Below are 21978 nucleotides of genomic sequence, written 5' to 3' on the forward strand. Positions count from 1 at the left end.
GGGCCTCGCATCGGCCGCCGCCCCGGTCTATCACCATGCCGCAAAACCGGCCGAGGGCGAGGAGCGTGACCATGGATGTCGACAGTTTGCGGGCGCTGCAGGCGCCGCTGAAGGATGCCTACCGGGCCGATCCGCAGGCGGGCATCGTCACCTTGAAGGCGCGCGGCACGCTCGACGACGCGCATATCGCCTGCAAGGTCGAGACCGGCCGCGCGATCGCGATGGCGGGCCTTCACCCCGCGACGGGCGGATCGGGAGCCGAGCTCTGTTCGGGGGACATGCTGCTGGAGGCGCTGGTCGCCTGCGCCGGCGTGACGCTGAAGGCCGTCGCCACCGCGCTCGAGATCGACCTCAGGGCGGCGACCGTGCGGGCCGAGGGCGAGCTGGATTTCCGTGGAACGCTCGGCGTGGCGAAGGACGCTCCCGTCGGCTTTTCCGCGATCCGCCTCGATTTCGATGTCGACACCGATGCGCCGCAGGAGAAGCTCGACACGCTGCTGAGGCTGACGGAGCGCTATTGCGTCGTGTTCCAGACCCTCAATGTGAAGCCGGCGCTCTCGGCCTCGCTGAACGTGCTGCCGGCCTGATCGCCGCGGCCACCAACCATCCCCGCCATCGCCCGGACGATGCGGGGGGCCGGGAGCCGGAACGGCTTGCAGGGCGTCGCTCCTGCGGCGGTCTCACTCCGCGGCCCGCCCCATCGGTATCACGCCGGGCAGGGTGGGTGCGCGATCCGGCTCCTCGAATTCCAGCGCCGCGATCCGCTCCGCCCGGCTGGTGACCTTGCCAGCCGATGTCTTGATCTGCGCCACATCGTCCTGGGCCTGGCGGAAATGCCCGTCGAGCTTGTCGACCCGCTCGCCGAGCCGGCGGACATCGTCGAGCAGCCGGCCGACCTCGGTCTGGATCACCCGCGCTTCCTCGCGCATCCGCGCGTCGCGTACCAGCGACTGCATCAGCTGGATCGCCATGGTCAGCAGCGAGGGCGAGACGATCATGATCCGGGCTCGGTGCGCGCGCTGGACGACATCGTCGAAATGCTCGTGCAGATCGGCATGGATCGACTCGGAGGGCACGAACAGCAGCGCGATGTCCTGCGTCTCCCCCGGCAGGAAATAGCGTTCGGCGATGTCCTTCACATGCACGGCGACATCGCCGCGCACCCGCTGTGCGGCCGCCTTGCGAGCGTCCTCGCCGCGCGCCTCGCGCAGCAGGGAAAAGCTCTCCAGGGGGAATTTGGCGTCGATCACCAGCCCGCGGCCGTCGCCCGGCAGGGTGATCAGGCAGTCCGGCCGGCGCCCGTTCGAAAGCTGCGGCTGAAAGACGTAGAAGGCGGCCGGCAGCCCGTCCTTGATGATCGCCTCCATACGGCCCTGCCCATAGGCACCGCGCGCCTGCTTGTTGGCGAGCACGTCCTTCAGCGTCACCACCTCGCTGGTGAGGTCGGTCAGGTTCTTCTGCGCGGCGTCGATCACCGCCAGCCGCTCCTGCAGCTTGCCGAGGTTCTCGTTGGTTTGCTGGACATTGCGCTCCAGCCCGGCCCCGACCTGCTGGCGCAGCCCGTCCATCCGCTCGGCCATCAGCCGCGCGAGGTCGCCCTGCCTGGAGGCCAGGATCTCGGCCATCGATTGCAGCCGGCCCGAAAGCTCCGCCTGGGCCCGGTTCATCTCCGAGACCTTGTCGTCCATCTCGCGGGCCCGCTCGGCCGCGACCGCCGCTTCCAGCCCCCGGTTCTGCCCAATCCGCCAGACGGCGCGGGCCGTCGCCGCCAGAAGCAGCAGAGCCGTCCCGGCGCAGCCGATCGCGGCCTGCGCCCAGGTGATCGAATGGCCGAGCAGGGTGAAGGCGATCGCGTCCATGGCGCCATCCTAGCCGATTTGTCGCTGCGACGCGAACGAAAGCGGAACAGTTTGACCGCTCGCCCACAAAAGCTTATGTCGCCGGCTGTCAGCTCCTGTCCTGCGGAAACCCATGGTCCTTCGCCCGCTCGTCATCCTGCCCGATTCCCAGCTGCGCCTCGTCTCGAAGCCGGTGGAGGCGGTCACGCCCGCGATCCGGACGCTGGTCGAGGACATGTTCGAGACGATGTATGACGCCCCCGGCATCGGGCTGGCGGCGATCCAGATCGGTGAGCCCGTCCGCGTCGTGACGATCGACCTGTCCAAGCCCGCGCCAGAGGGCGAGCCGCCCGCGCCGAAGGAGCCGCAGGTCTTCATCAACCCGCAGGTGACCTGGTCCTCCGAGGAGCTGAACGTCTACGAGGAAGGCTGCCTCTCGATCCCCGAATATTACGAGGAGGTCGAGCGCCCCGCCCGCATCAAGGTCCGGTTCATGGATCTGGACGGTGCCACCCGCGAGATCGAGGCCGACGGCCTGCTCGCCACCTGCCTGCAGCACGAGATCGACCATCTCGACGGCGTGCTGTTCATCGACCATCTCTCGCGGCTCAAGCGCGAGCGCGTCACCAAGAAATTCGCCAAGGCTGCCAAGCGCTCGGCGGCCTGAAGGCTTCGAGGCCCGCGTGCGACCTTCCGCGCCGGGCCGGCCAGGGAGCCTGAAGGCTCCGCAACCCCGGTCCGGACCTCGGCGCCGGGAAGACTGCCGTTACGGAGACAGATCGAGCCGATGAGCTTGCGCGTCATCTTCATGGGCACGCCCGATTTCGCGGTGCCGGTTCTCACCGAGATCGTGGGGCAGGGGCACGAGGTCGTCGCCTGCTATACCCGCGCCCCGGCGCAGGCCGGGCGCGGCCTCGCGCTCAAGCCCTCGCCGGTTCATGCGGCCGCCGAGCGCTTCGGCATCCCGGTCTTCACCCCTGCGAGCCTGAAGGGGCCGGAACCGGCGCAGGCCATCGCGGCCCATGAGGCCGATGTCGCCGTGGTCGTCGCCTATGGCATGATCCTGCCGCAGGCGATCCTCGACCTGCCGGAACTCGGCTGCCTCAACCTGCATGCCTCGCTGCTGCCGCGCTGGCGCGGCGCCGCGCCGATCCAGCGCGCGATCATGGCGGGGGACGTGGAGAGCGGCGTCTGCGTCATGAAGATGGAGGCCGGCCTCGACACCGGCCCGGTCGGCATGGTGGAGCGCCTCGCCATCGGGCCCGACATGAATGCCGGCGAATTGCACGACAAGCTCAGCCTTCTAGGCGCCGATCTGATGGTCCGCGCGCTCGCGGCGCTCGGCCGTGGCGGGCTGCAGTTCACCCCTCAGGCGCAGGAGGGCGTCACCTATGCCGCCAAGATCGCCAATGCCGAAGCCAGGCTGAGCTGGGCCCGGCCGGCCCGGCAGGTGCATGATCTGGTGCGCGGTCTCTCCCCCTTTCCCGGCGCCTTCGCCGAGATCGATCGCGGGAAGGGGCCGGAGCGGCTCAAGATCCTGCGCACGGCGCTGGCGGGCGGAGCCGCCGAGCCGGGCACGCTGCTCGACGAGGATGGCACCGTCGCCTGTGCCGAGGGCGCAGTGAAGCTGCTGCAGGTTCAGCGTGCCGGCAAGGCGCCGATGAGCGGTGCGGAGTTCCTGCGCGGGGCGCGGCTCGGGGCGGGCGACAGGCTCTGATGCCGCGCTACAAGCTCGTCATCGAATATGACGGCACGCCGTTTTCCGGCTGGCAGCGCCAGCTCAACGGCCCTTCGGTGCAGCAGAGCGTCGAGGAGGCGATCGAGGCCTTCTGCGGCCATGCCGTTCGCCTGCATTGCGCTGGGCGCACCGATGCCGGTGTCCATGCGACCCATCAGGTCGCCCATGTCGATCTGGCGCGGGAATGGCGAACCGACGTGGTGCGTGACGCCGCCAATGCCCGCCTGAAATCGCAGGTGCCGGTGAGCGTGCTGAGCGCCGAAATCGTCTCCGATGCGTTCGACGCGCGCATCTCCGCCCGGCGGCGCTACTACATCTACCGCATTCTCGACCGCCGCGCTCCGCCTGCGCTGGACCGGGGCCGCGTCTGGCATGTTCCGGTCAAACTCGATCACGAGGCGATGGACCGCTCCGCCAAGGCGCTGCTCGGCCATCACGACTTCACCACCTTCCGCGCCGCCGAATGCCAGGCCAACAGCCCGCTGCGCACGCTGGACCGGCTCGACGTGGTGCGAGAAGGGGCCGAGGTGGTGGTCTATGCCCATGCCCGCTCCTTCCTGCACCATCAGGTCCGCTCGATCGTCGGCAGCCTGAAGATGGTCGGCATGGGTCGCTGGCCGGAGGCGAAGATCGGGCAGATTCTCGCCGCTCGCGAGCGCGCGCAATGCGCGGCATTGGCGCCCTCATGCGGGCTCTATCTCGCCGGCGTCGATTACTGAGACGGGCTCAGGCGAGGCCGAACAGCCGCGCCACGCCATAATCGAGCAGCAGGCTGGAGAGGGCGATCAGCAAGGCCGCGCCGCCATCCCCGAAGGTCGCCCGCGCCGCGCCATAGCGCAGCCTCAGCACGATCAGGCCGAAGGCTAGCGCCTGCACCGCGGCGAGATCCGGCGTCGACCAGCCCAGCGCGAACACCGCCGCCGGCACGGCCATCAGGCTGGCCGAGACGATGCCGGCCCAGTTCCACGCGATCACGAAGCTGGTGAAGCGGCCTTCGCGCGCCAGCTCCGGCCGAAGGGCGACGAGAAAGGCCGGGACGATCAGGATCGCGAGCAGCAGCGCGCCCGCCACGGTCGCGGCCAGTTCGGGAGCAGCGAAAAGGCCGGCACTGTTGGAGAGGCCCGCTTGCAGCCGGGTCGCGGCCAGCAGCGCGATCATCGCCGGCAGCATCAGCGCCAGCGCCAGAAACGAGCGCCAGAAGCCGTGCCGACTGAGGTCGAGATCGGGTAGCGCCGCGGCGCCGTCGTTCATCAGGCGCCAGGATCCGCGCAGGGACCGGGCGATGTCGTCAGCCGCCAGACCCATGGCCGCATGCGCTCCCGTTAGACTTTCGTCTAAGGGCGATCATGCCTCACGGTTCGGCGCTGTCAAGTCTGATGTTGCACTGCAAAATAGCGGGTCAGCAACCCGTGGGTGATGCGCTCCAGAGCCAGCAGATCGGCGACGGCGACGCATTCGTCGACCTGATGCATGGTCTTGCCGACCACGCCATATTCGACGACCGGGCAGTAATCCTTGATGAAGCGCGCATCGGAGGTGCCGCCCGTGGTCGAGAGGGCAGGGCGCTTGCCGGTTTCGGCCGCCACCGCCTCGGCGACCATCTCGACGAAGGGGCCGGGCGCGGTCAGGAAGGCCACGGCATTGGTCGGCTGGAAGCTCACCTCGAAGCGCACGGCGTTGCCGGCCGCTTCCCGCAGCCGCCGCTCGATCTCCGCGGCCAGCGTCTGCGGCGTCCATCGATCGTTGAAGCGGATGTTGAAGACCGCTTTCGCCTGCGACGGCACCACATTGGAGGAGGGGTTGCCGACATCCAGCGTCGTCACCTCCAGATTGCTGGCGTCGAAGTGCGCCGTCCCCTGGTCCAGAGGGGCGGAATCCAGCGCCGCAAGCAGGCGCACCATGCCGCGGATCGGGTTTTCGGCGAGGTGGGGATAACCGACATGGCCCTGCTTACCATGAACGACGATCTGGCCAGTCAGGGAGCCGCGCCGGCCGATCTTGATCATGTCGCTCATCGCGGCGGGATTGGTCGGCTCGCCGAGCAGGCAATGGTCGAAACGCTCGCCGCGCGTCTTCGCCCAGTCCAGCAGCTTCACCGTGCCGTTGACCGCCGGCCCTTCCTCGTCGCCGGTGACCAGCACGGCGATCGAGCCCGGCGCCTGCGGGTTCTCGCGGCGGTAGCGGATGGCGGCGGCGATCATGCCGGCGAGGCCGCCCTTCATGTCGCAGGCGCCCCGGCCATACACCATGCCGTCCGCGATCGTGCCCGCGAAGGGCGGGCGCGTCCACGCCGCCTCGTCTCCGACCGGCACGACGTCACTATGGCCCGCGATGACGAAGACGGGCGCCGAATCGCCGATGCGGGCATAGAGATTCTCGACATCCGGCGTCCCGGCCTCGCTGAAAACCGGGCGATGGACCTCGAACCCCTCCTGCTCCAGCAGGGCGCCCAGCAGAGCGAGCGCTCCGCCCTCGCTCGGCGTTACCGAGGGGCAGCGGATCAGCGCCTGCGTCAGGGCGACGGGGTCGGTCGGATCGAGCGGGAGAGGAGTGGAAGCGGTGGTCATTCCGCCGGTTTAGCAGCGCCAGCCGGGCCTGCAAGAGCCGGCTCGTCGCGTTGGGCGGACGGCATCAGCCCGAGATCGACGAGAGCGATGAGCCAGGCGATCGTCGCGATCGCTTCCAGCGAGGGCCGCCAGCCGAAGGGCAGATGCGGCCGCAGCATGTCCGGCACCACGATGGCACAGACGAGCAGGATCCCGAACAGCGACGAGCCGCCGCGATCCACCGCTCGCTTGGCCGCCAGCGCCGCCCAGGGAAACAGCGCGAAGGCGCCAAGGAAGGCGCTCAGCAACCGAGCCTCCTGGGGCGTGAGCAGCAGCGGCGCGATGCGCTGGGTCGCGAACAGCGTCAGCGCGATGGCAGCGCTCGCAGCCCAGAAGGTTCGCAGGCCGATGCGGCCCTCGAAATCGCAGAACAGGCGGAACAGGGACATGGGAGCCTCCGATGCTGCCCTTGTCGCATGTCCTAACGAATGGTTGAAGCTTATGGTGAATAAAAGGTTAACGTGATCGCCAACCGCTTGGCCGCGTTGCGAAACCGCTTGAAGAGCGCCGGCCCGTCCGTTAGCTGCCGGAGGCGGGCCGGCTCCGGCCCGGCCTTCCCATCGCGGTACGTTGCAGAAGCCGGCCGGCATGACGGCCGGCATGGGGTTTCGAACATGACCATCCGTTTCCACCGCGGCGATCTGCCGGACGGCTATCATGCCGGCAGCAGCGTCGCGATCGACACCGAGACCCTCGGCCTCAATCCGCATCGCGACCGGCTCTGCGTGGTGCAGCTTTCGCGCGGCGACGGCAGCGCCGACATCGTGCAGATCGTCAAGGACGGCCCGCGGCCGGAGAATCTGATCCGCCTGCTGCAGGATCCGGCGGTGCTGAAGCTCTTCCACTTCGCCCGCTTCGACATCGCCGTGCTGCGGCATGCCTTCGGCGTGGTGACGACGCCGATCTACTGCACCAAGATCGCCTCGAAGCTGACCCGCACCTATACCGACCGGCACGGCCTCAAGGATCTCGTGCGCGAACTGCTCGGCATCGAGCTGTCCAAGCAGCAGCAATCCTCCGATTGGGGGGCGGAGACGCTGAGCGACGCGCAGCTGGCCTATGCGGCCTCGGACGTGCTGCATCTGCACGCGCTGCATCAGAAGCTCGAGGCGTCGCTGGCGCGCGAAGGCCGCGGCCACCTCGCGAAAGCGTGTTTCGATTTTCTGCCCACCCGTGCCGAGCTCGACCTTGCCGGCTGGCCGGAGACGGATATCTTCGCTCACACTTGACGAAATCGAAGGTAGTTCGCCCCAATCTGCACCCGGTCGCTGGTGCGCGGGGCGATGCGTCTTCGCACGGGAACAAAAAAAAGCCGTGAGCGGCTGCGATGGCGCGGGGATGACATTGGCGACGACCTATTCAGACCCGGCGTCCGACCTCGCGGCGCATCTGCGGCGGCGCCAGCAGGCCTTCGCGGCCGCGAGGCGCCACACCCGCGTGGTGAAGGTGCTGCGCCGCGTCATCCCGGCCGCGGCGATCCTCGCCGTGTGCGGTCTGATCGTCGTGCCGTTCCTCAACCCGCTGGGCGGCCGGCTGGCGAATGTCTCGATCGGCGCGGTCGGCATTACCGGCGGCAAGGTGCGGATGGAGACGCCCAAGCTCTCCGGCTACCGCAAGGACAACAAGCCTTACCAGGTCACCGCCGAGAACGCCTTTCAGGAGATCAGGAATCCGACGCAGATCGAGCTGCAGAGGCTCACCGCGCGGATCCAGATGGAGCGCGAGGGCTGGGTGACGGTGAATGCGAAGACCGGCCTCTTCGACACCGCCAAGGAAAGGCTCAAGCTGGTCGACGATGTGAAGATCCGCACCGAAAGCGGCCATGACATGAGCATGCGCACCGCCGATGTGGACTTCAAGGGCGGCACCGTGGTCTCGAAGGAGCCCGTCACCGTCCATATGGATCAGACGACGGTTGACGCGAACTCCCTCGACGTGAAGAACAACGGTGAACTCATCGTGTTCGAGGGGCGTGTCAGGGTGTTGATCAAGAACGCTCCCGCCGGCACGCTCGCCGGGCCCGAGCGCGAAGGCAGCACGCCGATGCCGGAACTGCTGAACGCGAACCGGAACGCACCGGCTGGCTCCGACGGGCAGCCCGGCAACGAGAAGAGGCCTTGAGATGAGCAAGCCCGTGCCGATATCGACCGTCCGCCGCTGTGCCGCGGCTCTGCTGGCCGCCGGTCTGCTGCTGCCGCTCGTCGCGTCCGATGCCGCTCTCGCCCAGGGCCGGCAGAAGGCGGCAGGCGCTTCCTCTGGCCTCGGCGGCCTCGGCGGCGACAGCAAGGAGCCGATCAAGATCGACGCCGACAAGCTCGACGTGCTCGACAAGGAAAACAAGGCGGTCTTCACCGGCAATGTCGTCGCCGTCCAGGGTGAAACCACCGTGCGCTGCACCGTGATGACCGTGCTCTACGAGGGCAGGGGCGGGCAGGGCGCTGCAGGTGGCAAGTCGGGCGCCGCCGCGACACCCGCTGCTGCCGGCGGAGCGCCGAACAGCAACGATTCCTCGATCAAGCGCATCCTCTGTCGCGGGCCGGTGACGGTCGTCTCGAAGACGCAGGCCGCCACCTCCGACAATGCCGAATTCGATCGCGCCAACAACAAGGTCATCATGACCGGCAATGTGGCCCTCAATGACGGGCCGAACATCACCCGGGGCGAGAGGCTCGTCTACGACACCGTGACCGGCGTGGCGAATGTCGATCCCGGCAGCAAGGGCGGGCGCGTCCAGGGCTTCTTCGTGCCCAACGCGGCCGATCCCAACAAGGCGGACGCCAAGACCGGCCGCCCCGCCGCCGGCGCCAAGCCCGCGACCAACTGATAGCTTCTCGCAAGCCGGATCGACGTGACCGTTCCCCAGCCGCCTTCTCGCCCGACGCCTCCCGCTCGCCCTCGGCCCGCAGCCGCCGATGCCGCGCTGAAAACGCGCGCCCGCAGCCCGGCGGCGCCGGGCTTGCTGTCGCGCCTGGGCTCCGTCTTCGGCGGCGGCGCCAAGGCGCGCCCTGGCGATCCGCGCGCCATCGCGGCCGCCATCGGCGGGCCGGGCATCCTCGCCGTTTCGGGGCTGCGCAAGAGCTATGGCGGGCGCACGGTCGTGTCGGATGCCAGCCTGCATCTGCGGCAGGGCGAGGCGGTCGGCCTGCTGGGTCCCAACGGCGCCGGCAAGACGACGATCTTCTACATGATCACCGGGCTGGTCGCGGCCGATCTCGGCGTCATCTCGCTCGAAGGCAACGACATCACGCCGCTGCCGATGTATCAGCGGGCGCGCCTCGGCATCGGCTATCTGCCGCAGGAGGCCTCGATTTTCCGCGGCCTCTCGGTCGAAAACAACATCCGCGCGGTGCTGGAGGTGGTGGAGCCCGACAGCAAGGCGCGCGAGCGCCAGCTCGACCAGCTGCTGGAAGAGTTCAGCATCGCGCGACTGCGCAAGGCCCCGTCCATCGCCCTGTCCGGCGGCGAGCGCCGCCGCTGCGAGATCGCCCGCGCGCTGGCCGGCAAGCCCTCCTTCATCCTGCTGGACGAGCCCTTCGCCGGCATCGATCCCATCGCCGTCGGGGACATTCAGGCGCTGGTGCGTCAGTTGACCGATCGCGGCATCGGCGTGCTGATCACCGACCACAATGTCCGCGAGACCCTGGGGCTCGTCGACCGCGCCTACATCATCCATTCGGGCCGCGTGCTGACCGAGGGCTCCCCGGCCGAGATCATCGCCAACCCCGATGTGCGGCGGGTCTATCTCGGCGAAGATTTCCGTCTCTGACCGGGCCGCGTGCACCGCAGCCCTGGTCATGTCCCAGCTCCCGTCATCTCGCGGTTGCGAGATGGGTTCGCCCTGCGTTAACCTGAGCGCATGGATCGTCTTGCTGCCCCTTTGACGCGGGGCGGATCGAAGGCTAGAGTCGCCCGATAAGCAAGAAGCGTGCCGCCGCGGCCCGCTCGCTGGAGGGCCTGAGCCGCATGGCGATTATGCCACGCATGGAGCTGCGCCAGGGGCAATCCCTGGTGATGACGCCGCAATTGCTGCAGGCGATCAAGCTGCTCCAGCTCTCGCATCTGGAACTTCAGAGCTTCGTCGAGGGTGAGCTGGAACGCAATCCGCTGCTGGAGCGCGACGAGGCGGGCGAGGGCCCCTTCGCCGGCGATGCGCCGGCCGGTCCGCTCGCGGCCGATGCGGAGAGCTTCGCCCGCGCCGAAAGCCTGAATACCCAGGACGGGATGGAAACCCGTCTCGGCACCGGGCTCGACAACGTGTTTCCCGCCGAGCAGCCGGTGCCCGCGCGGGCGGAGGCCGCCGGCCCCGACAGCCTGCCCATCACCGGCGGCAGCTATGGCGCTTCCGGCGGCTCCTTCGACGAGGGGCCGGACGGGTATGAGAGCAACCTCGCGACCGAGCTGTCGCTGCACGACCATCTGCTGGCCCAGCTCGACCTCGCCGTCACCGATCCGGCCGACCGTATGATCGGACGCCATCTCGTCGATGCCGTCGACGATTCCGGCTACCTGGCGGAGCCTCTCGCCGAGATCGCGTTGCGCCTGGGTGTGCCGGTCGCCCGCGTCGAGACCGTGCTGGCGGTGGTGCAGGGATTCGATCCCTGCGGCGTGGCGGCGCGCAACGTCGCTGAATGCCTGGCGATCCAGCTGCGCGAGCGCGACCGGTTCGACCCGGCGATGCAGACCCTCGTCGCCAATCTGCCGCTCGTCGCCAAGCGCGATTTCGCAGCGCTGAAGCGCCTCTGCGGCGTCGATGACGAGGATGTCGCCGACATGGTCGCCGAGTTGCGCCGGCTCGATCCCAAGCCCGGCCGCGCCTTCGGAGGCTCGGCCGCCGAGACGGTGGTGCCGGACGTCTTCATCCGTGCCGCGCCGGACGGCTCCTGGCTCGTCGATCTCAACCCGGACACGCTGCCGCGGCTGCTGGTGAACCAGACCTATCACGCCCGCGTCTCCAAGGTCGCCCGCAGCGACGAGGAGAAGAGCTTCATCGCCGAATGCCTGCAGACCGCCAATTGGCTGACCCGTTCGCTCGAGCAGCGGGCACGGACGATCCTGAAGGTCGCCAGCGAGATCGTGCGCCAGCAGGACGGCTTTTTCGCCCATGGCATCGAGCATCTGCGTCCGCTCAATCTGAAGACCGTCGCCGACGCGATCGGCATGCATGAATCGACCGTCTCGCGCGTCACCTCGAACAAATATCTGACCTGCTCGCGCGGCGTCTTCGAGATGAAGTACTTCTTCTCGGCCGCCATCGCCGCCACCGGCTATGGCGAGGCCCACTCGGCCGAGGCGGTGCGCTTCCGCATCAAGCAGATGATCGACGAGGAAAGCCCGGCGGATGTGCTGTCCGACGACGCGATCGTGGCGAAGCTGAAGGCCGGAGGCATCGACATCGCCCGCCGCACCGTCGCGAAATACCGCGAATCCCTGCGCATCCCCTCCTCGATGGAGCGCCGTCGCGAAAAGGTCGCGATGGCCCATGCCGGGCGTTAGACCATCGCGCGTCCCAACGGACGCGATCACGGCGCTCTGAGACCGTGCTGGAGGATCGACCGGCGCCAGCGGGGCGCCGGTCGTTTGCGGCGCTGCTCAGAAGCTGACCTTGAGCGAGGCGGTGCCTCCGAAGCTGCGGCTGTCGGCGGCAAGGCTGCCGTCCAGCCGGCCGCCCAGCGTCACGTTCGGAGCGAGGCGGTAATCGAAGCCGGCACCGACCAACGCCGCATCGCGCTCGCGCCGCGCGCCGGCGACCGTGAAGCTGGCGGCGGGGATCGCCGTGAGCGCGCCGGAAAAGGTCAGGTCGCGCCGGAAGTCATGGGCCCAAGCGACCTCGCCGAACAGGGTCAGGGCCCGCCCGCCGAGTTGCGTCGCCACCTGCCCCTTGAGGCCGAGTTCGGAACGCAGCGCCGTGGCGTCGCGGCCGAAGCCGGTCAGGCTGCCGGTGCCCCCGACTTCGCGGAAGCCGGGCATCCGCATGCTCTGGGCCTGCAGGGCGGCATAGGGCGAGAGGGCGTAGCCCGCGCCCGAGACCAGCGCATAGCTCGCCTGCAGGCGCCCGGCGAACACATCGGCGCGGTAGTCGGCGCTGGCGCTCTGCCCCAGCACGGGAATGGCGCGCCGCGTCTCGACCCAGAGAGAGCCATAGGACAGCGCGCCCGAGAGATCGACGGGCCCGAGCCGCGTGGTGCCGTAGAGACCGGCCTGGAACACGTCGCCATCGGCCGAGCCGCGGCCGCCCGAGAGCTTGCTCTCTGCGCGGCCGCCCGAGAGGGCAAAGCCGGCGAAGCTGCCCGGCATCAGCCGCAGATCGACACCGGCCGCCACCGAGCCGTCGGTCAGGCGGGTATCGGCGGTGCCCAGGCGCAGCGCCTGGCCGTCGACGCGCCCGCTTTGGGCCGAGACAGCGGCCCAGGCATTGTAATTGGGCTCAACCCGAACGATCGGGGCGGCGCTCGGCGTGCGGCTCTTGCCGGCGGGCAGGTCGGCGGTGAAGTCGCTCGCCCCGCCGCCGATGAGCGCGCCGCTGCGGCCGGCGGCGGTGGGATCGAGCATCATCTTGAGGAAGCTGTCGGACAGCCGGTAGCCGAGCGCCGGGGCCGAGGCATGGACCTCGCCCGAGAGGCTGGAGAGAGCCGCCACCAGATCGGCGCGATTGGCGGAGGCGTAGACGGGATAGAGCGGCGAGACATTCGCGCCCGAGGCGGCGGCGCGGTCGAGCGCCAGGCCGACCGCCGCGACATTGCGGCTGGCCGCCGCGCCCAGCACAGGCGCTGCTCCGGCCGTCGCCGCAGACAGCGACGCTACCAGCGGCGCCGGCGCCAGCGTCAGGCTGACATTGCCCGCGTTATAGCCCAGCGTCGGCAGCACCGCGATGCCGAAGCCGCTATCGGCGGTGAAGCTCGCGAAACGGCCGGAGATGCCATTGCTCGCGGAGACGATCTGATAGGGCGTCGCGAAAACGGGGCCGGAGCCGAGAGAAACCATCTTCAGGCTGCCGCCGAGCGTCGCCGTGCCGTTGACGACGATGCGGTCGCTGCTGGCGCCCTGCACCTCGATGACGGTGGTGGATGAATTCGCCAGCGTCAGATTGCCGTTGACCGTCAGCGTGCCGATCGAGTTGCCGGGCGCGATCGTGCCGAACACCGTCGTGGAAGGCACGCTGCCGGTGCCGCCCAGCGTGGCTCCCGAGGCGACCGTGAGCCCGTTGACGGCCTGCAGGCTGCCATTGACCGACAACCGGCCCGACTGCACCACCGCCGTCGTGAAGCCGGAATAGCTGCCGCCGAGGACGAAGTTGCCGCTGCCCAGCGCGAAGGTGAGGGCGTTGGTGCCGCTGCCGGCAACGACATCGCCGAGGATGCTGCCGCCCTGGATGGTCAGGCTGTTGTTGCCGTTGCCGAAGCGCAGCGCGGTGCCTGAGGCGCTTCCCGCGTTGATGCTGCCCGAGCTGGTGACCGTATTGTTGCCGTCTCCAAACTGCACGGCGACGCCGGGGCCGCTGGTCGCGATCGTGCCACTATTGGTCAGGCTGTTGTTGCCGCTGCCGTTCAGGAACAGCGCCTGCGCGCTGCCGCTGGTGCTGATGGTGCCGCTGTTGACGATGCTGTTGTTGCCGTTGCCGTTGATGAAGATCGCGGCTTCGGTGCCGGCGCCGCTGATGGTGCCGCTGTTGGTGATGCTGTTGGCGTAGTTGCCGACCATGCCGATGGCTGCGCCGCCCAGGCCCTGGATGGTGCCGGCATTGGTGATGGTGGTCGCGGCCACGCCCGGGCCGAGCGCCCCGTCGTCGATCAGGATGCCGCGCGCCGCGCCCGAGATCAGGGCCCCGGCATTGTTCTCGATGGTGCCGCCGCCCATCGCGATGCCTTCCGAGCCGTTCGGGCGTCCGCCCGAATCGACGCCGCCGGCCCCGATGCCCTGGATGATGCCGAAATTGCGCACGGTTCCGATGAGGTCGATATCGACGCCGTCGCCGTCGCCGTTGAGCGAGGCCGTGCCGTCCGAGTTGAAGATGTTGCCGGCGCCCGCATAAGCGCCGGTGATCGTGCCGTAATTGGTGACGGTGCCATTGCCGTCCGAGCCGACGCCGGAGCCGTTGCGGCCGGTGATGGTGCCGAAATTGGTGACGGTGATGTCGGTGTCGGCGGTGATGCCGTGGCGCGCGCCGGAGATCAGCGCGCCCGCATTGTTGGTGACGGTGATGCCCGTGCGCCCGCCTGCGTCGATGCCGTCCGCCGTGCCGTTGCTGCCGCCGGAGGTATTGGCGCCGAAGCTGCGGATCGTGCCCCAGTTCTGGATGGACACGTTCTGGCCGGGCCGCACCGCATCGTCCGTCAGCGCCTCGATGATGCCGCCGGCGCGGTTGAGGATGCTGACGGTGTTGCCGCTCGTGGCGGTGATGGCCCGCAGGTCGAGCGCCTGGCCGAGCCCGGCATAACCGGTGCCGCCCGACTGGATCAGGCCGGAATTGTCGATGGTGATCGTGCTGCCGGTGACCGCGGTGTTGACGCGGACGGTGTCGTTGGCCGTCGAGCGGATGATGCCAGTCGCGCTGTTGGTGATGGTGAAGCTGCGCGTCGTGCTGCCGCCGCTGATGTCGATGGCCCGGCCCGTGCCGGTTTGCGTCAGCGTGCCGTCATTGTTGAGCGTGACGCCGGTTGCCGGTCCGTTGATGAGCAGGGAAACGGTGTTCCCGCCGACGCTGAGGGTTCCTGTATTCGCGATGGTTCCGGTGTTCGTGCCGCTCAGCGTGCGCTGCGTGGTCACCGTCTGGCCGGGAGCGATCGTGAAGCTCTGGGCCTTCGCCTCGCGGACCGTCAGCGAGGCGGCCACCAGGGCGGCGAGGCCCACCGAGGCGAGCGCGGCCCGATGGGCGGGGCGAAGCAGAGGCGACACGGCACAATCCTGTTTTGAGTCGAAATTGAGGCATGCTTTAAAGGGGGCCTCATATGACAGACCGATGACGATCCGCGCCTTCCTCGCCCTGTGACGCTTCGCCGTGCTTCTTGCGCCGGCGCATTGACAGAGCCGACTCGCAGTTCTTACCTCCTCATTGATGGCCGCTCACTGGCCATGACTGAAAGGGGAAGCACTCCATGAGCTTGCGTATCTCCGGCAAGAATCTCGATGTCGGCGAAGCCCTGCGGGGACAGGCCGAGACACGGGTCGCCGCAGCCGTCTCCAAATATTACGAGGGCGGCTATCAGGGGCACGTCACGGTCGACAAGGACGGTTCCGCTTTCCGCACCGATACGGTGCTGCACCTGTCGTCGGGCATCACCCTGGAGGCCTCGGCCACCGCGCACGATGCCTATGCCAGCCTGGACAAGATGGCGGAGCGCATCGAAAAGCGCCTCCGCCGCTACAAGCGCCGTTTGAAGGACCGCTCGGCGGGCCAGGGACGCGATGCCGGAATCGAAATCCCCAGCTATGTGATCGCGGCCCCGGACGACGAGATCGAGGAGATCGAGGCCGGTTCCGACGCCGATAATCCGGTGATCGTGGCGGAAAGCACGAAATCCCTCCATCGCATGACGGTCGGGGACGCGGTCGCCGAGCTCGACATAACCGGCGCGCCGGTGATTGTCTTCCGCCATGCTGGCAATGACCGCATGAACGTCGTATATCGCCGCCGCGACGGCAATATCGGCTGGATCGACCCGCCGGCATCGCTGTCCTGAAACCGGTGTAGTTGCGGCCGGTAGAACGCTCCTGTCCCGTGCCGGCGCTGCTCCGGCATGGGACGTGCATGGACTGGCGAATGACGCTGACCGATCTCCTGAGCCCCGAAGCGGTGATCGCGCCGCTCAGGGCCAACAGCAAGAAGCAGGCGCTGCAGGAGCTGGCTCAGCACGCGGCGGGCCTGACCGGGCTTCCCGAGCGGGAGCTCTACGAGGCGCTGCTCCAGCGCGAGCGCCTCGGCTCCACCGGCATCGGTGACGGCATCGCCATTCCCCATGGCCGCATGGCGGGGATCAACCGCCTCGTCGGGCTGTTCGCCCGCCTCGATCGCCCGATCGATTTCGAGGCGCTGGACGGGCAGCCCGTCGACATCGTCTTCGTCCTCATCGCTCCGGAAGGCGCAGGCGCCGACCATCTCAAGGCTCTGGCCCGGGTCGCGCGCGTGCTGCGCAACCAGACCGTCCTGGAGCAGGTGCGCCGGATCCGCGATCCGCAGGCGATTTTCGCCCTGTTGTCCGAATCGGCCGCGCAGGCCGCCTGAGCGACCGGCGCAAGCGGCCGCCGGCCGCGGCACGGCGTCTTTGCGAATTGGATCTTCTAAAGACTGCTTGGACCCGCGCCCGCGAGGGGCTATGACCCGCGCCTGACGGTGCCGCACGACGCATGACGCTGCGGCGCGCTTTGCTCGGAGCCGCTGGCCATGGCCTACACGCATGTCGATCTCTTCCCGCTCGGCGAGGATACCACTCCCTACCGCTCGCTCGGCAGCGAAGGCGTCAGCGTCGAACGGATCGGCGATCGCGAGGTGCTCAGCGTGTCGCGCGAGGCCATTCGGAAGCTCTCCGAGCAGGCCTTCATCGACATCAACCATCTGCTGCGGCCCGGCCATCTCGCCCAGCTCGCCAAGATCCTGGACGATGCCGAGGCCACCTCGAACGACAAGTTCGTGGCCTACGATCTCCTGAAGAACGCCAACATCGCCGCCGGCGGCGTGCTGCCCATGTGCCAGGATACCGGCACCGCCATCATCATGGGCAAGAAGGGCCGCAAGGTCTGGACGGATGGACAGGACGAGCAGGCGCTGGGCGAGGGTGTCTACGACGCCTATCTCAAGCGCAATCTGCGCTATTCCCAGGTCGCGCCGCTCTCCATGTTCGAGGAGAAGAACACCGCGACGAACCTGCCGGCGCAGATCGATATCTATGCCGAGGGCGAGGACGCCTATAAATTCCTCTTCGTCGCCAAGGGCGGCGGCTCGGCCAACAAGACCTTCCTCTTCCAGGCGACGCCCTCGCTGCTGACGAAGGAGCGCATGATCGCTTTCCTCAAGGAGAAGATCCTGACGCTCGGCACGGCGGCCTGCCCGCCCTATCACCTCGCCATCGTCATCGGCGGCACCTCCGCCGAGCAGAACCTGAAGACGGTGAAGCTCGCCTCGACGCGCTATCTCGACGCGCTGCCGACCCAGGGCTCGCCCTCGGGCCACGCCTTCCGCGATCTCGAGATGGAAGCGGAGGTCCACAAGCTCACACAGTCGCTCGGCGTCGGCGCCCAATTCGGCGGCAAGTATTTCTGCCATGACGTGCGGGTCATCCGCCTGCCGCGCCACGGCGCCTCGCTGCCGATCGGCCTCGGCGTCTCCTGCTCGGCCGACCGCCAGGCCAAGGGCAAGATCACCAGGGACGGCATCTTCCTGGAGGCGCTGGAGACCGATCCGTCGAAATACCTGCCGGAGGTCGAGGACGCCTCGCTCGGCGGAGACGTCGTGAAGGTCGATCTCAACCGGCCGATGAGCGAGATCCTCGCGACGCTGACGCAATATCCGGTCAAGACGCGGCTTTCACTGACCGGCACGATCATCGTCGCCCGCGACGCCGCCCATGCCAAGATCCGCGAGCGGCTGGAAAGCGGGCAGGGCATGCCCGATTATTTCAAGAACCATCCGGTCTATTACGCCGGCCCGGCCAAGACGCCGGAGGGCTTCGCCTCCGGCTCCTTCGGCCCCACCACGGCCGGCCGCATGGATTCCTTCGTCGACCAGTTCCAGTCCTTCGGCGGCTCGATGGTGATGCTCGCCAAGGGCAACCGCTCGGCGGCGGTTCGCGAGGCCTGCAAGGCCCATGGCGGCTTCTATCTCGGCTCGATCGGCGGCCCGGCCGCGCGCCTGGCCCAGGACTGCATCCGCAAGGTGGAGGTTCTGGAGTATCCGGAACTCGGCATGGAGGCCGTGTGGCGCATCGAGGTCGAGGATTTCCCCGCCTTCATCGTCATCGACGACAAGGGCAACGACTTCTTCAAGGAGCTCAACCTCGGATGAGGTCGGCTCTCGCCCTCGCGGCGCTGCTGCTGGCCGGGCCTGCCGTCGCCCAGAGCGCGCGCCCGGCGACGTGCTCGCGCGATCTCTTTCAGAACGAGGCGGGCCTGCGCCAGCAGCAGACGCGCCTCGCCGCCGTCGCCACCGCCGATCAGGCGACGCAGTGCCGCGCCTATCGCGAGCATGTCGGCTATCTGCAGAAATCCCGCGCCGTCTTCGCCACCTGCCAGAGCGGCGCCGAGCGCGAGCGCAACGTCGCCGAAATGGATTCCGACCTCAGGGACTACCGCGCCCTCATCGCCAATCGCTGTGGCGGGCGGTGAGCTTGCACCGTCACGGCGAGAAGCGAAGCGACGGAGCAATCCAGAGACTGGGTTGAACGCGCGCTTGTCTTTCTGGATTGCTTCGCTGCGCTCGCAATGACGCGGGAGCGGCACTTGGATTGTCGAAGGGCCCCATGACCGACCAGCCGCAGCCGCCGCTCCAGATCGCCGTCATCCCCGTGACGCCGTTCCAGCAGAACTGCTCCATTCTCTGGGAGACGAAGACGAAGCAGGCGGCGATCGTCGATCCGGGCGGCGATGTCGCGATGATCCAGTCCGCGTTGAAGGAAACCGGCGTCACACCCGTCGCGATCTGGCTCACCCACGGGCACCTCGACCATGCCGGCGGCGCCACGGAACTGGCCGAAGCGCTTTCGATCCCGATCATCGGGCCGCATGAGGGGGACAAGTTCCTGCTGGACGATCTGCCGACCTCCGGACTGCGCTTCGACATCCGTGACATGCGGGCGGTGACGCCGACGCGCTGGCTGAAGGACGGGGACACCGTCTCGCTCGGCGATCTCACCTTCGCGGTGGCACATGTGCCGGGCCATTCGCCCGGCCATGTCACCTTTTTTCAGAAGGATCTGCGCTTTCTGCTGGCGGGCGACACCGTCTTCGCGGGCTCGGTGGGACGCACCGATTTCCCCTATGGCGACCACACCACGCTGATCTCCGGGATCAGGACCAAGCTTCTGCCGCTGGGCGACGACGTCCAGTTCCTCCCGGGGCACGGCCCGGCGAGCACGCTCGGCGAGGAGCGTGCCAACAACCCCTATCTGCAGGGTTGACGCGCCGAGTCAGGCCGCAGCCGGCGCGGCGAACTGGTCATAGGCCCTGAGCGCGTCGGTCGCATACATCAGCGCCGGCCCGCCGCCCATATAGACCGACATCGCCGCGACCTCGGCCACCTCCTGCCGGGTCGCGCCCAGCTCGACCAGCGCCTTGGCATGGAAGCCGATGCAGCCGTCGCAGCGCTGCGTGATGCCGATCGCGAGCGCGAGAAATTCCTTCGTCTTCTTGTCCAGGGCTCCTTCCGCGCCCGCCGCCTGGGCGAGGGCGCCGAAGCCCTTCATCGCGTCCGGCTGGAGGGTCCTGAGCTCGCGCATATAGGCTGAGATGTCCTGCGTCAGGTTGCGATAATCCTTGGCCATGTCGGCCTCCTGTTGACAGTTCACCTTTTTCTAATATCATAAAAATATGAATTATCAAGATGCCTCCGAAACCGTGGCTTTGGGCTCGATGAGCGAGAAGGCCGAGGGTGTCGCCGAGTTTCTCAAGGGGCTCGCCAGCCCGCATCGCCTCCTGGTGCTCTGTGCGCTGGCACAGGGCGAAAAGACGGTCGGCGAGCTCATTGCGCAGACCGGCATCGCGCCGACCTCGATGTCCCAGCACCTCGCCAAGCTGAAGGCGGAGGGGATCGTCGACGCGCGGCGCGAGCACCGCAACCTGCATTACGCCATCGCCCACCCGGCCGTGCTCGAGCTGATGGCGGTGCTTTACGCTCATTTCTGTCAGGGGGACGAAGCATGATCCGCAAGGTGACGCCGCAGGAGGCCGCCGCCGCGATCGGCACAGGCGATGCGATCCTGCTCGATGTTCGGGAGCCTGCGGAGTTCGCTGCGGGCCACATCGCCGAGGCGATGTCGGTCCCGCTGTCGCAACTTCCGCAGGTGCTGGCTCGCCTGCCGGCGGAGAGGGGGATCATCTTTCAGTGCGAGCGCGGGGCTCGCGGCGAAAGCGCCTGTGCCGTGGCCGTGGCATCAGGGCGGACCGATGTCGCCAATCTCGCGGGCGGGCTGGCGGCCTGGCGTCAGGCCGGGCTGCCCGTGATCGGCGCCGCATCTGCAGGGGTCTCGATCTTCCGGCAGGTGCAGATGATCGTCGGCGCGGCCGTCGCTTTGCTGGTCGCGCTGGGCTTCGCCGGCTGGACCCCCGGCTTCGCCATCGCCGGGTTGATGGGGGCGATGCTCGCCATCGCGGGTCTTACCGGCTGGTGCGGGCTCGCGATGCTGCTCGCCCGCATGCCGTGGAACCGACCCGCCGCCGCGTCCTGAGGGGAGGGGCGCCAAGCGCCCAGAAACGCCAACGGCCATGCAGTGGAACGGTGCGCGTACATCCGGCGTCAACGTTCGACCCATGGCCGTCTACAACGAGATGGAGAACGGTCAGGCCGCCCTCGACATCGTCGTGATCCCGATATGGGAGGGCCATGCGGCGCTTTCAAGGCCGCCGCGCAATTTTCGAGGGAGCCCCTTCCTCAGGCGTCGAAAACGCCCCTGAGGAAGTCCTGCTTGCCGATCTGGAAGCCGTTCTCGCGCAGGATCGCATAGGCCGTCGTGGCGTGGAAATAGAAGTTCGGCAGGGCGAAGCGGGTCAGATAGGCCTCGCCCGTCATCGTCACGGTCGCGGAAGGGCCGCGCGGGAAGGTCACGTCGCGGGCAAGCCCGGCATCGAGCGCCGCGCCATTCGCCGCTTCGAGAAACGCGAGAGTCCTGGCGATGCGCTCCTTGAGCTCGAGAAAGCTCGTCTCCTCGTCCGGAAAGCGCGGATTCTCGCCACCCGAAAGCCGCGCCACCGCGTTCTTGGCGAAGTCGCAGCAGAGCTGGATCTGGCGGGTGAAGGCCAGCATATCGGGCGCAAGTCTCGCGTTCAGCAGCACATCAGGCTGGATCTTGCGGATATCGGCCTGTTCGACGGCCTTGTCGAGAATGGCATCGAGCGCGCGAAGCGTCTGCACGAAGCCGGACAGGATGGCGGCCTGGACGGTAAGCGGCATGCGGGTTCTCCAAACGAAAGCGGGCCCGGAAAAGGGCCCGCTCGCATCACTGTAGCGCAGAACGCCGCGCTGTCCCCTGCCTCGCGGGAGGGTCAGTCCTTCGCGCGCTCGACATAGGAGCCGTCCGCCGTCATCACGACGATGCGGGTGCCGACGCCGATATGCGGGGGAACCGCGCTGCGCACGCCGTTGGAGAGGATCGCGGGCTTGTAGGAGGAGGACGCCGTCTGGCCCTTGGTCACCGGCTCGGTCTCGACGACTTCGAGCACCGCGCGCTGGGGCAATTCGATCGCGACGGCCTTGTCCTCGAACACCGAGAGCGAGACCTTCATGTTCTCCTGGAGATAGGGCGCCGCATCGCCGACCACGTCCTTGTCGACATGGATCTGGTCGTAGGTCTCCGGGTTCATGAAGACGTATTGCTCGCCATCCTGATAGAGATAGGTGAAATCGCGGTCCTCGACATAAGCGCGCTCGACCTGCTCGGTCGTCTTGTAGCGCTGGGTCATCTTGGTGCCGTCCGAGATGCGGCGCATGTCGATCTGCGTCGTCGGGGTGCCCTTGCCGGGGAAGAAGCTCTCGGCCGAGATCACGGTGCAAAGATGCCCGTCCAGCTCGAGAACATTGCCCTTGCGGACGGAGGAGGCGATGACCTTGACCACGTGAGATGTCCTTCTGGTGCGCGGCTTCCGCGCGATTCCT

The 21978-nt window shown here is 68.0% G+C and carries 24 protein-coding genes; 16 read left to right on the forward strand and 8 right to left on the reverse strand.

Features of this window, described 5'->3' with window-relative positions; all coding sequences use genetic code 11:
- Positions 1–71: 71 nt before the first annotated feature.
- A complete protein-coding gene (locus ACOJTB_RS02355; protein WP_420100908.1) occupies positions 72–587 on the forward strand; it encodes an OsmC family protein in 516 nt (171 codons plus the stop codon).
- Between the two features lie 93 nt (positions 588–680).
- Here the strand turns inward: ACOJTB_RS02355 and ACOJTB_RS02360 are convergent, their stop codons facing one another.
- Complete coding sequence (locus ACOJTB_RS02360; RefSeq protein WP_420100909.1) at positions 681–1859, reverse strand: DNA recombination protein RmuC; 1179 nt, start codon at positions 1857–1859, stop codon at positions 681–683.
- Between the two features lie 112 nt (positions 1860–1971).
- Between ACOJTB_RS02360 and def the strand changes: the two genes are divergently transcribed.
- The 3 genes from def to truA all read left to right on the forward strand — a co-directional run bounded on the left by def (position 1972) and on the right by truA (position 4295).
- A complete protein-coding gene (gene def / locus ACOJTB_RS02365; RefSeq protein ID WP_420100910.1) occupies positions 1972–2505 on the forward strand; it encodes a peptide deformylase in 534 nt (177 codons plus the stop codon).
- Positions 2506–2625: 120 nt separating this feature from the next.
- Entirely contained in the window at positions 2626–3555 is a 930-nt protein-coding gene (gene fmt, locus ACOJTB_RS02370) for a methionyl-tRNA formyltransferase (RefSeq protein ID WP_420100911.1), read from the forward strand.
- Positions 3555–4295, forward strand: coding sequence for a tRNA pseudouridine(38-40) synthase TruA (truA, locus tag ACOJTB_RS02375; protein WP_420100912.1), 741 nt, complete (start codon positions 3555–3557; stop codon positions 4293–4295). Before fmt ends, truA begins: the two co-directional genes overlap by 1 nt.
- Before the next feature lie 7 nt (positions 4296–4302).
- Here truA and ACOJTB_RS02380 read toward each other — a convergent pair whose 3' ends face one another.
- The 3 genes from ACOJTB_RS02380 to ACOJTB_RS02390 all read right to left on the reverse strand — a co-directional run bounded on the left by ACOJTB_RS02380 (position 4303) and on the right by ACOJTB_RS02390 (position 6571).
- Complete coding sequence (locus ACOJTB_RS02380) at positions 4303–4881, reverse strand: hypothetical protein (protein WP_420100913.1); 579 nt, start codon at positions 4879–4881, stop codon at positions 4303–4305.
- A 62-nt stretch (positions 4882–4943) separates the two neighbouring features.
- Positions 4944–6143: a succinyl-diaminopimelate desuccinylase gene (gene dapE / locus ACOJTB_RS02385; RefSeq protein WP_420100914.1), complete on the reverse strand. Its 1200-nt coding sequence runs from the start codon at positions 6141–6143 to the stop codon at positions 4944–4946.
- Positions 6140–6571 (reverse strand): DUF805 domain-containing protein, encoded by a 432-nt coding sequence (locus ACOJTB_RS02390; protein ID WP_420100915.1) that lies wholly within the window; start codon positions 6569–6571, stop codon positions 6140–6142. The genes dapE and ACOJTB_RS02390 overlap by 4 nt, the downstream gene beginning before the upstream one ends.
- 225 nt (positions 6572–6796) lie before the next feature.
- Between ACOJTB_RS02390 and ACOJTB_RS02395 the strand changes: the two genes are divergently transcribed.
- From ACOJTB_RS02395 to rpoN, 5 genes are all read left to right on the forward strand, one after another.
- Complete coding sequence (locus tag ACOJTB_RS02395) at positions 6797–7411, forward strand: ribonuclease D (protein WP_420100916.1); 615 nt, start codon at positions 6797–6799, stop codon at positions 7409–7411.
- 109 nt (positions 7412–7520) lie between these two features.
- Complete coding sequence (gene lptC / locus ACOJTB_RS02400) at positions 7521–8303, forward strand: LPS export ABC transporter periplasmic protein LptC (RefSeq protein WP_420100917.1); 783 nt, start codon at positions 7521–7523, stop codon at positions 8301–8303.
- Between the two features lies 1 nt (position 8304).
- On the forward strand, positions 8305–9006 hold the full coding sequence (locus ACOJTB_RS02405; protein WP_420100918.1) for an LptA/OstA family protein: 702 nt from the start codon (positions 8305–8307) through the stop codon (positions 9004–9006).
- A 96-nt stretch (positions 9007–9102) separates the two neighbouring features.
- Positions 9103–9948 carry an LPS export ABC transporter ATP-binding protein gene (lptB, locus tag ACOJTB_RS02410; protein ID WP_420100962.1) on the forward strand — a complete coding sequence of 282 codons (846 nt, stop codon included), beginning with the start codon at positions 9103–9105 and terminating at the stop codon, positions 9946–9948.
- Positions 9949–10145: 197 nt separating this feature from the next.
- Positions 10146–11675, forward strand: coding sequence for an RNA polymerase factor sigma-54 (gene rpoN, locus ACOJTB_RS02415; protein WP_420100919.1), 1530 nt, complete (start codon positions 10146–10148; stop codon positions 11673–11675).
- Positions 11676–11771: 96 nt separating this feature from the next.
- Here the strand turns inward: rpoN and ACOJTB_RS02420 are convergent, their stop codons facing one another.
- A complete protein-coding gene (locus ACOJTB_RS02420) occupies positions 11772–15074 on the reverse strand; it encodes an autotransporter domain-containing protein (RefSeq protein WP_420100920.1) in 3303 nt (1100 codons plus the stop codon).
- 200 nt (positions 15075–15274) lie between these two features.
- Here ACOJTB_RS02420 and hpf point away from each other — a divergent pair, with 200 nt between their 5' ends.
- The 5 genes from hpf (at position 15275) to ACOJTB_RS02445 (ending at position 19288) form a co-directional block, all read left to right on the forward strand.
- On the forward strand, positions 15275–15859 hold the full coding sequence (gene hpf / locus ACOJTB_RS02425) for a ribosome hibernation-promoting factor, HPF/YfiA family (RefSeq protein WP_420100921.1): 585 nt from the start codon (positions 15275–15277) through the stop codon (positions 15857–15859).
- Between the two features lie 80 nt (positions 15860–15939).
- Positions 15940–16401: a PTS IIA-like nitrogen regulatory protein PtsN gene (gene ptsN / locus ACOJTB_RS02430; RefSeq protein WP_420100922.1), complete on the forward strand. Its 462-nt coding sequence runs from the start codon at positions 15940–15942 to the stop codon at positions 16399–16401.
- Positions 16402–16560: 159 nt separating this feature from the next.
- Entirely contained in the window at positions 16561–18177 is a 1617-nt protein-coding gene (locus ACOJTB_RS02435) for a fumarate hydratase (protein ID WP_420100923.1), read from the forward strand.
- Positions 18174–18497 (forward strand): hypothetical protein, encoded by a 324-nt coding sequence (locus tag ACOJTB_RS02440; protein WP_420100924.1) that lies wholly within the window; start codon positions 18174–18176, stop codon positions 18495–18497. Before ACOJTB_RS02435 ends, ACOJTB_RS02440 begins: the two co-directional genes overlap by 4 nt.
- Positions 18498–18631: 134 nt before the next feature.
- Positions 18632–19288 (forward strand): MBL fold metallo-hydrolase, encoded by a 657-nt coding sequence (locus tag ACOJTB_RS02445; RefSeq protein ID WP_420100925.1) that lies wholly within the window; start codon positions 18632–18634, stop codon positions 19286–19288.
- Positions 19289–19297: 9 nt separating this feature from the next.
- Here ACOJTB_RS02445 and ACOJTB_RS02450 read toward each other — a convergent pair whose 3' ends face one another.
- Positions 19298–19651 (reverse strand): carboxymuconolactone decarboxylase family protein, encoded by a 354-nt coding sequence (locus tag ACOJTB_RS02450; RefSeq protein WP_420100926.1) that lies wholly within the window; start codon positions 19649–19651, stop codon positions 19298–19300.
- 46 nt (positions 19652–19697) lie between these two features.
- Between ACOJTB_RS02450 and ACOJTB_RS02455 the strand changes: the two genes are divergently transcribed.
- Both ACOJTB_RS02455 and ACOJTB_RS02460 read left to right on the forward strand, forming a co-directional pair.
- Entirely contained in the window at positions 19698–20030 is a 333-nt protein-coding gene (locus ACOJTB_RS02455; protein ID WP_420100927.1) for an ArsR/SmtB family transcription factor, read from the forward strand.
- On the forward strand, positions 20027–20554 hold the full coding sequence (locus ACOJTB_RS02460; protein ID WP_420100928.1) for a rhodanese-like domain-containing protein: 528 nt from the start codon (positions 20027–20029) through the stop codon (positions 20552–20554). Before ACOJTB_RS02455 ends, ACOJTB_RS02460 begins: the two co-directional genes overlap by 4 nt.
- Before the next feature lie 203 nt (positions 20555–20757).
- On the opposite strand, the gene ACOJTB_RS02465 is transcribed toward ACOJTB_RS02460, so the two are convergent.
- Complete coding sequence (locus ACOJTB_RS02465; protein WP_420100929.1) at positions 20758–21276, reverse strand: DUF1993 domain-containing protein; 519 nt, start codon at positions 21274–21276, stop codon at positions 20758–20760.
- A 92-nt stretch (positions 21277–21368) separates the two neighbouring features.
- Positions 21369–21938 carry an elongation factor P gene (gene efp / locus ACOJTB_RS02470; protein WP_420100930.1) on the reverse strand — a complete coding sequence of 190 codons (570 nt, stop codon included), beginning with the start codon at positions 21936–21938 and terminating at the stop codon, positions 21369–21371.
- Positions 21939–21978 lie beyond the last annotated feature (40 nt).

Source organism: Allobosea sp. (assembly GCF_048595345.1).
Classification (GTDB): domain Bacteria; phylum Pseudomonadota; class Alphaproteobacteria; order Rhizobiales; family Beijerinckiaceae; genus Allobosea.

Excerpts from the sequence above, each read along its gene's own strand:
- ACOJTB_RS02355 (WP_420100908.1), top strand. The coding sequence starts at position 72 with ATGGATGTCGACAGTTTGCGGGCGCTGCAGGCGCCGCTGAAGGATGCC.
- ACOJTB_RS02360 (WP_420100909.1), bottom strand. The coding sequence starts at position 1,859 with ATGGACGCGATCGCCTTCACCCTGCTCGGCCATTCGATCACCTGGGCG.
- def (WP_420100910.1), top strand. The coding sequence starts at position 1,972 with ATGGTCCTTCGCCCGCTCGTCATCCTGCCCGATTCCCAGCTGCGCCTC.
- fmt (WP_420100911.1), top strand. The coding sequence starts at position 2,626 with ATGAGCTTGCGCGTCATCTTCATGGGCACGCCCGATTTCGCGGTGCCG.
- truA (WP_420100912.1), top strand. The coding sequence starts at position 3,555 with ATGCCGCGCTACAAGCTCGTCATCGAATATGACGGCACGCCGTTTTCC.
- ACOJTB_RS02380 (WP_420100913.1), bottom strand. The coding sequence starts at position 4,881 with ATGGGTCTGGCGGCTGACGACATCGCCCGGTCCCTGCGCGGATCCTGG.
- dapE (WP_420100914.1), bottom strand. The coding sequence starts at position 6,143 with ATGACCACCGCTTCCACTCCTCTCCCGCTCGATCCGACCGACCCCGTC.
- ACOJTB_RS02390 (WP_420100915.1), bottom strand. The coding sequence starts at position 6,571 with ATGTCCCTGTTCCGCCTGTTCTGCGATTTCGAGGGCCGCATCGGCCTG.
- ACOJTB_RS02395 (WP_420100916.1), top strand. The coding sequence starts at position 6,797 with ATGACCATCCGTTTCCACCGCGGCGATCTGCCGGACGGCTATCATGCC.
- lptC (WP_420100917.1), top strand. The coding sequence starts at position 7,521 with ATGACATTGGCGACGACCTATTCAGACCCGGCGTCCGACCTCGCGGCG.
- ACOJTB_RS02405 (WP_420100918.1), top strand. The coding sequence starts at position 8,305 with ATGAGCAAGCCCGTGCCGATATCGACCGTCCGCCGCTGTGCCGCGGCT.
- rpoN (WP_420100919.1), top strand. The coding sequence starts at position 10,146 with ATGGCGATTATGCCACGCATGGAGCTGCGCCAGGGGCAATCCCTGGTG.
- hpf (WP_420100921.1), top strand. The coding sequence starts at position 15,275 with ATGAGCTTGCGTATCTCCGGCAAGAATCTCGATGTCGGCGAAGCCCTG.
- ptsN (WP_420100922.1), top strand. The coding sequence starts at position 15,940 with ATGACGCTGACCGATCTCCTGAGCCCCGAAGCGGTGATCGCGCCGCTC.
- ACOJTB_RS02435 (WP_420100923.1), top strand. The coding sequence starts at position 16,561 with ATGGCCTACACGCATGTCGATCTCTTCCCGCTCGGCGAGGATACCACT.
- ACOJTB_RS02440 (WP_420100924.1), top strand. The coding sequence starts at position 18,174 with ATGAGGTCGGCTCTCGCCCTCGCGGCGCTGCTGCTGGCCGGGCCTGCC.
- ACOJTB_RS02445 (WP_420100925.1), top strand. The coding sequence starts at position 18,632 with ATGACCGACCAGCCGCAGCCGCCGCTCCAGATCGCCGTCATCCCCGTG.
- ACOJTB_RS02450 (WP_420100926.1), bottom strand. The coding sequence starts at position 19,651 with ATGGCCAAGGATTATCGCAACCTGACGCAGGACATCTCAGCCTATATG.
- ACOJTB_RS02455 (WP_420100927.1), top strand. The coding sequence starts at position 19,698 with ATGAATTATCAAGATGCCTCCGAAACCGTGGCTTTGGGCTCGATGAGC.
- ACOJTB_RS02460 (WP_420100928.1), top strand. The coding sequence starts at position 20,027 with ATGATCCGCAAGGTGACGCCGCAGGAGGCCGCCGCCGCGATCGGCACA.
- ACOJTB_RS02465 (WP_420100929.1), bottom strand. The coding sequence starts at position 21,276 with ATGCCGCTTACCGTCCAGGCCGCCATCCTGTCCGGCTTCGTGCAGACG.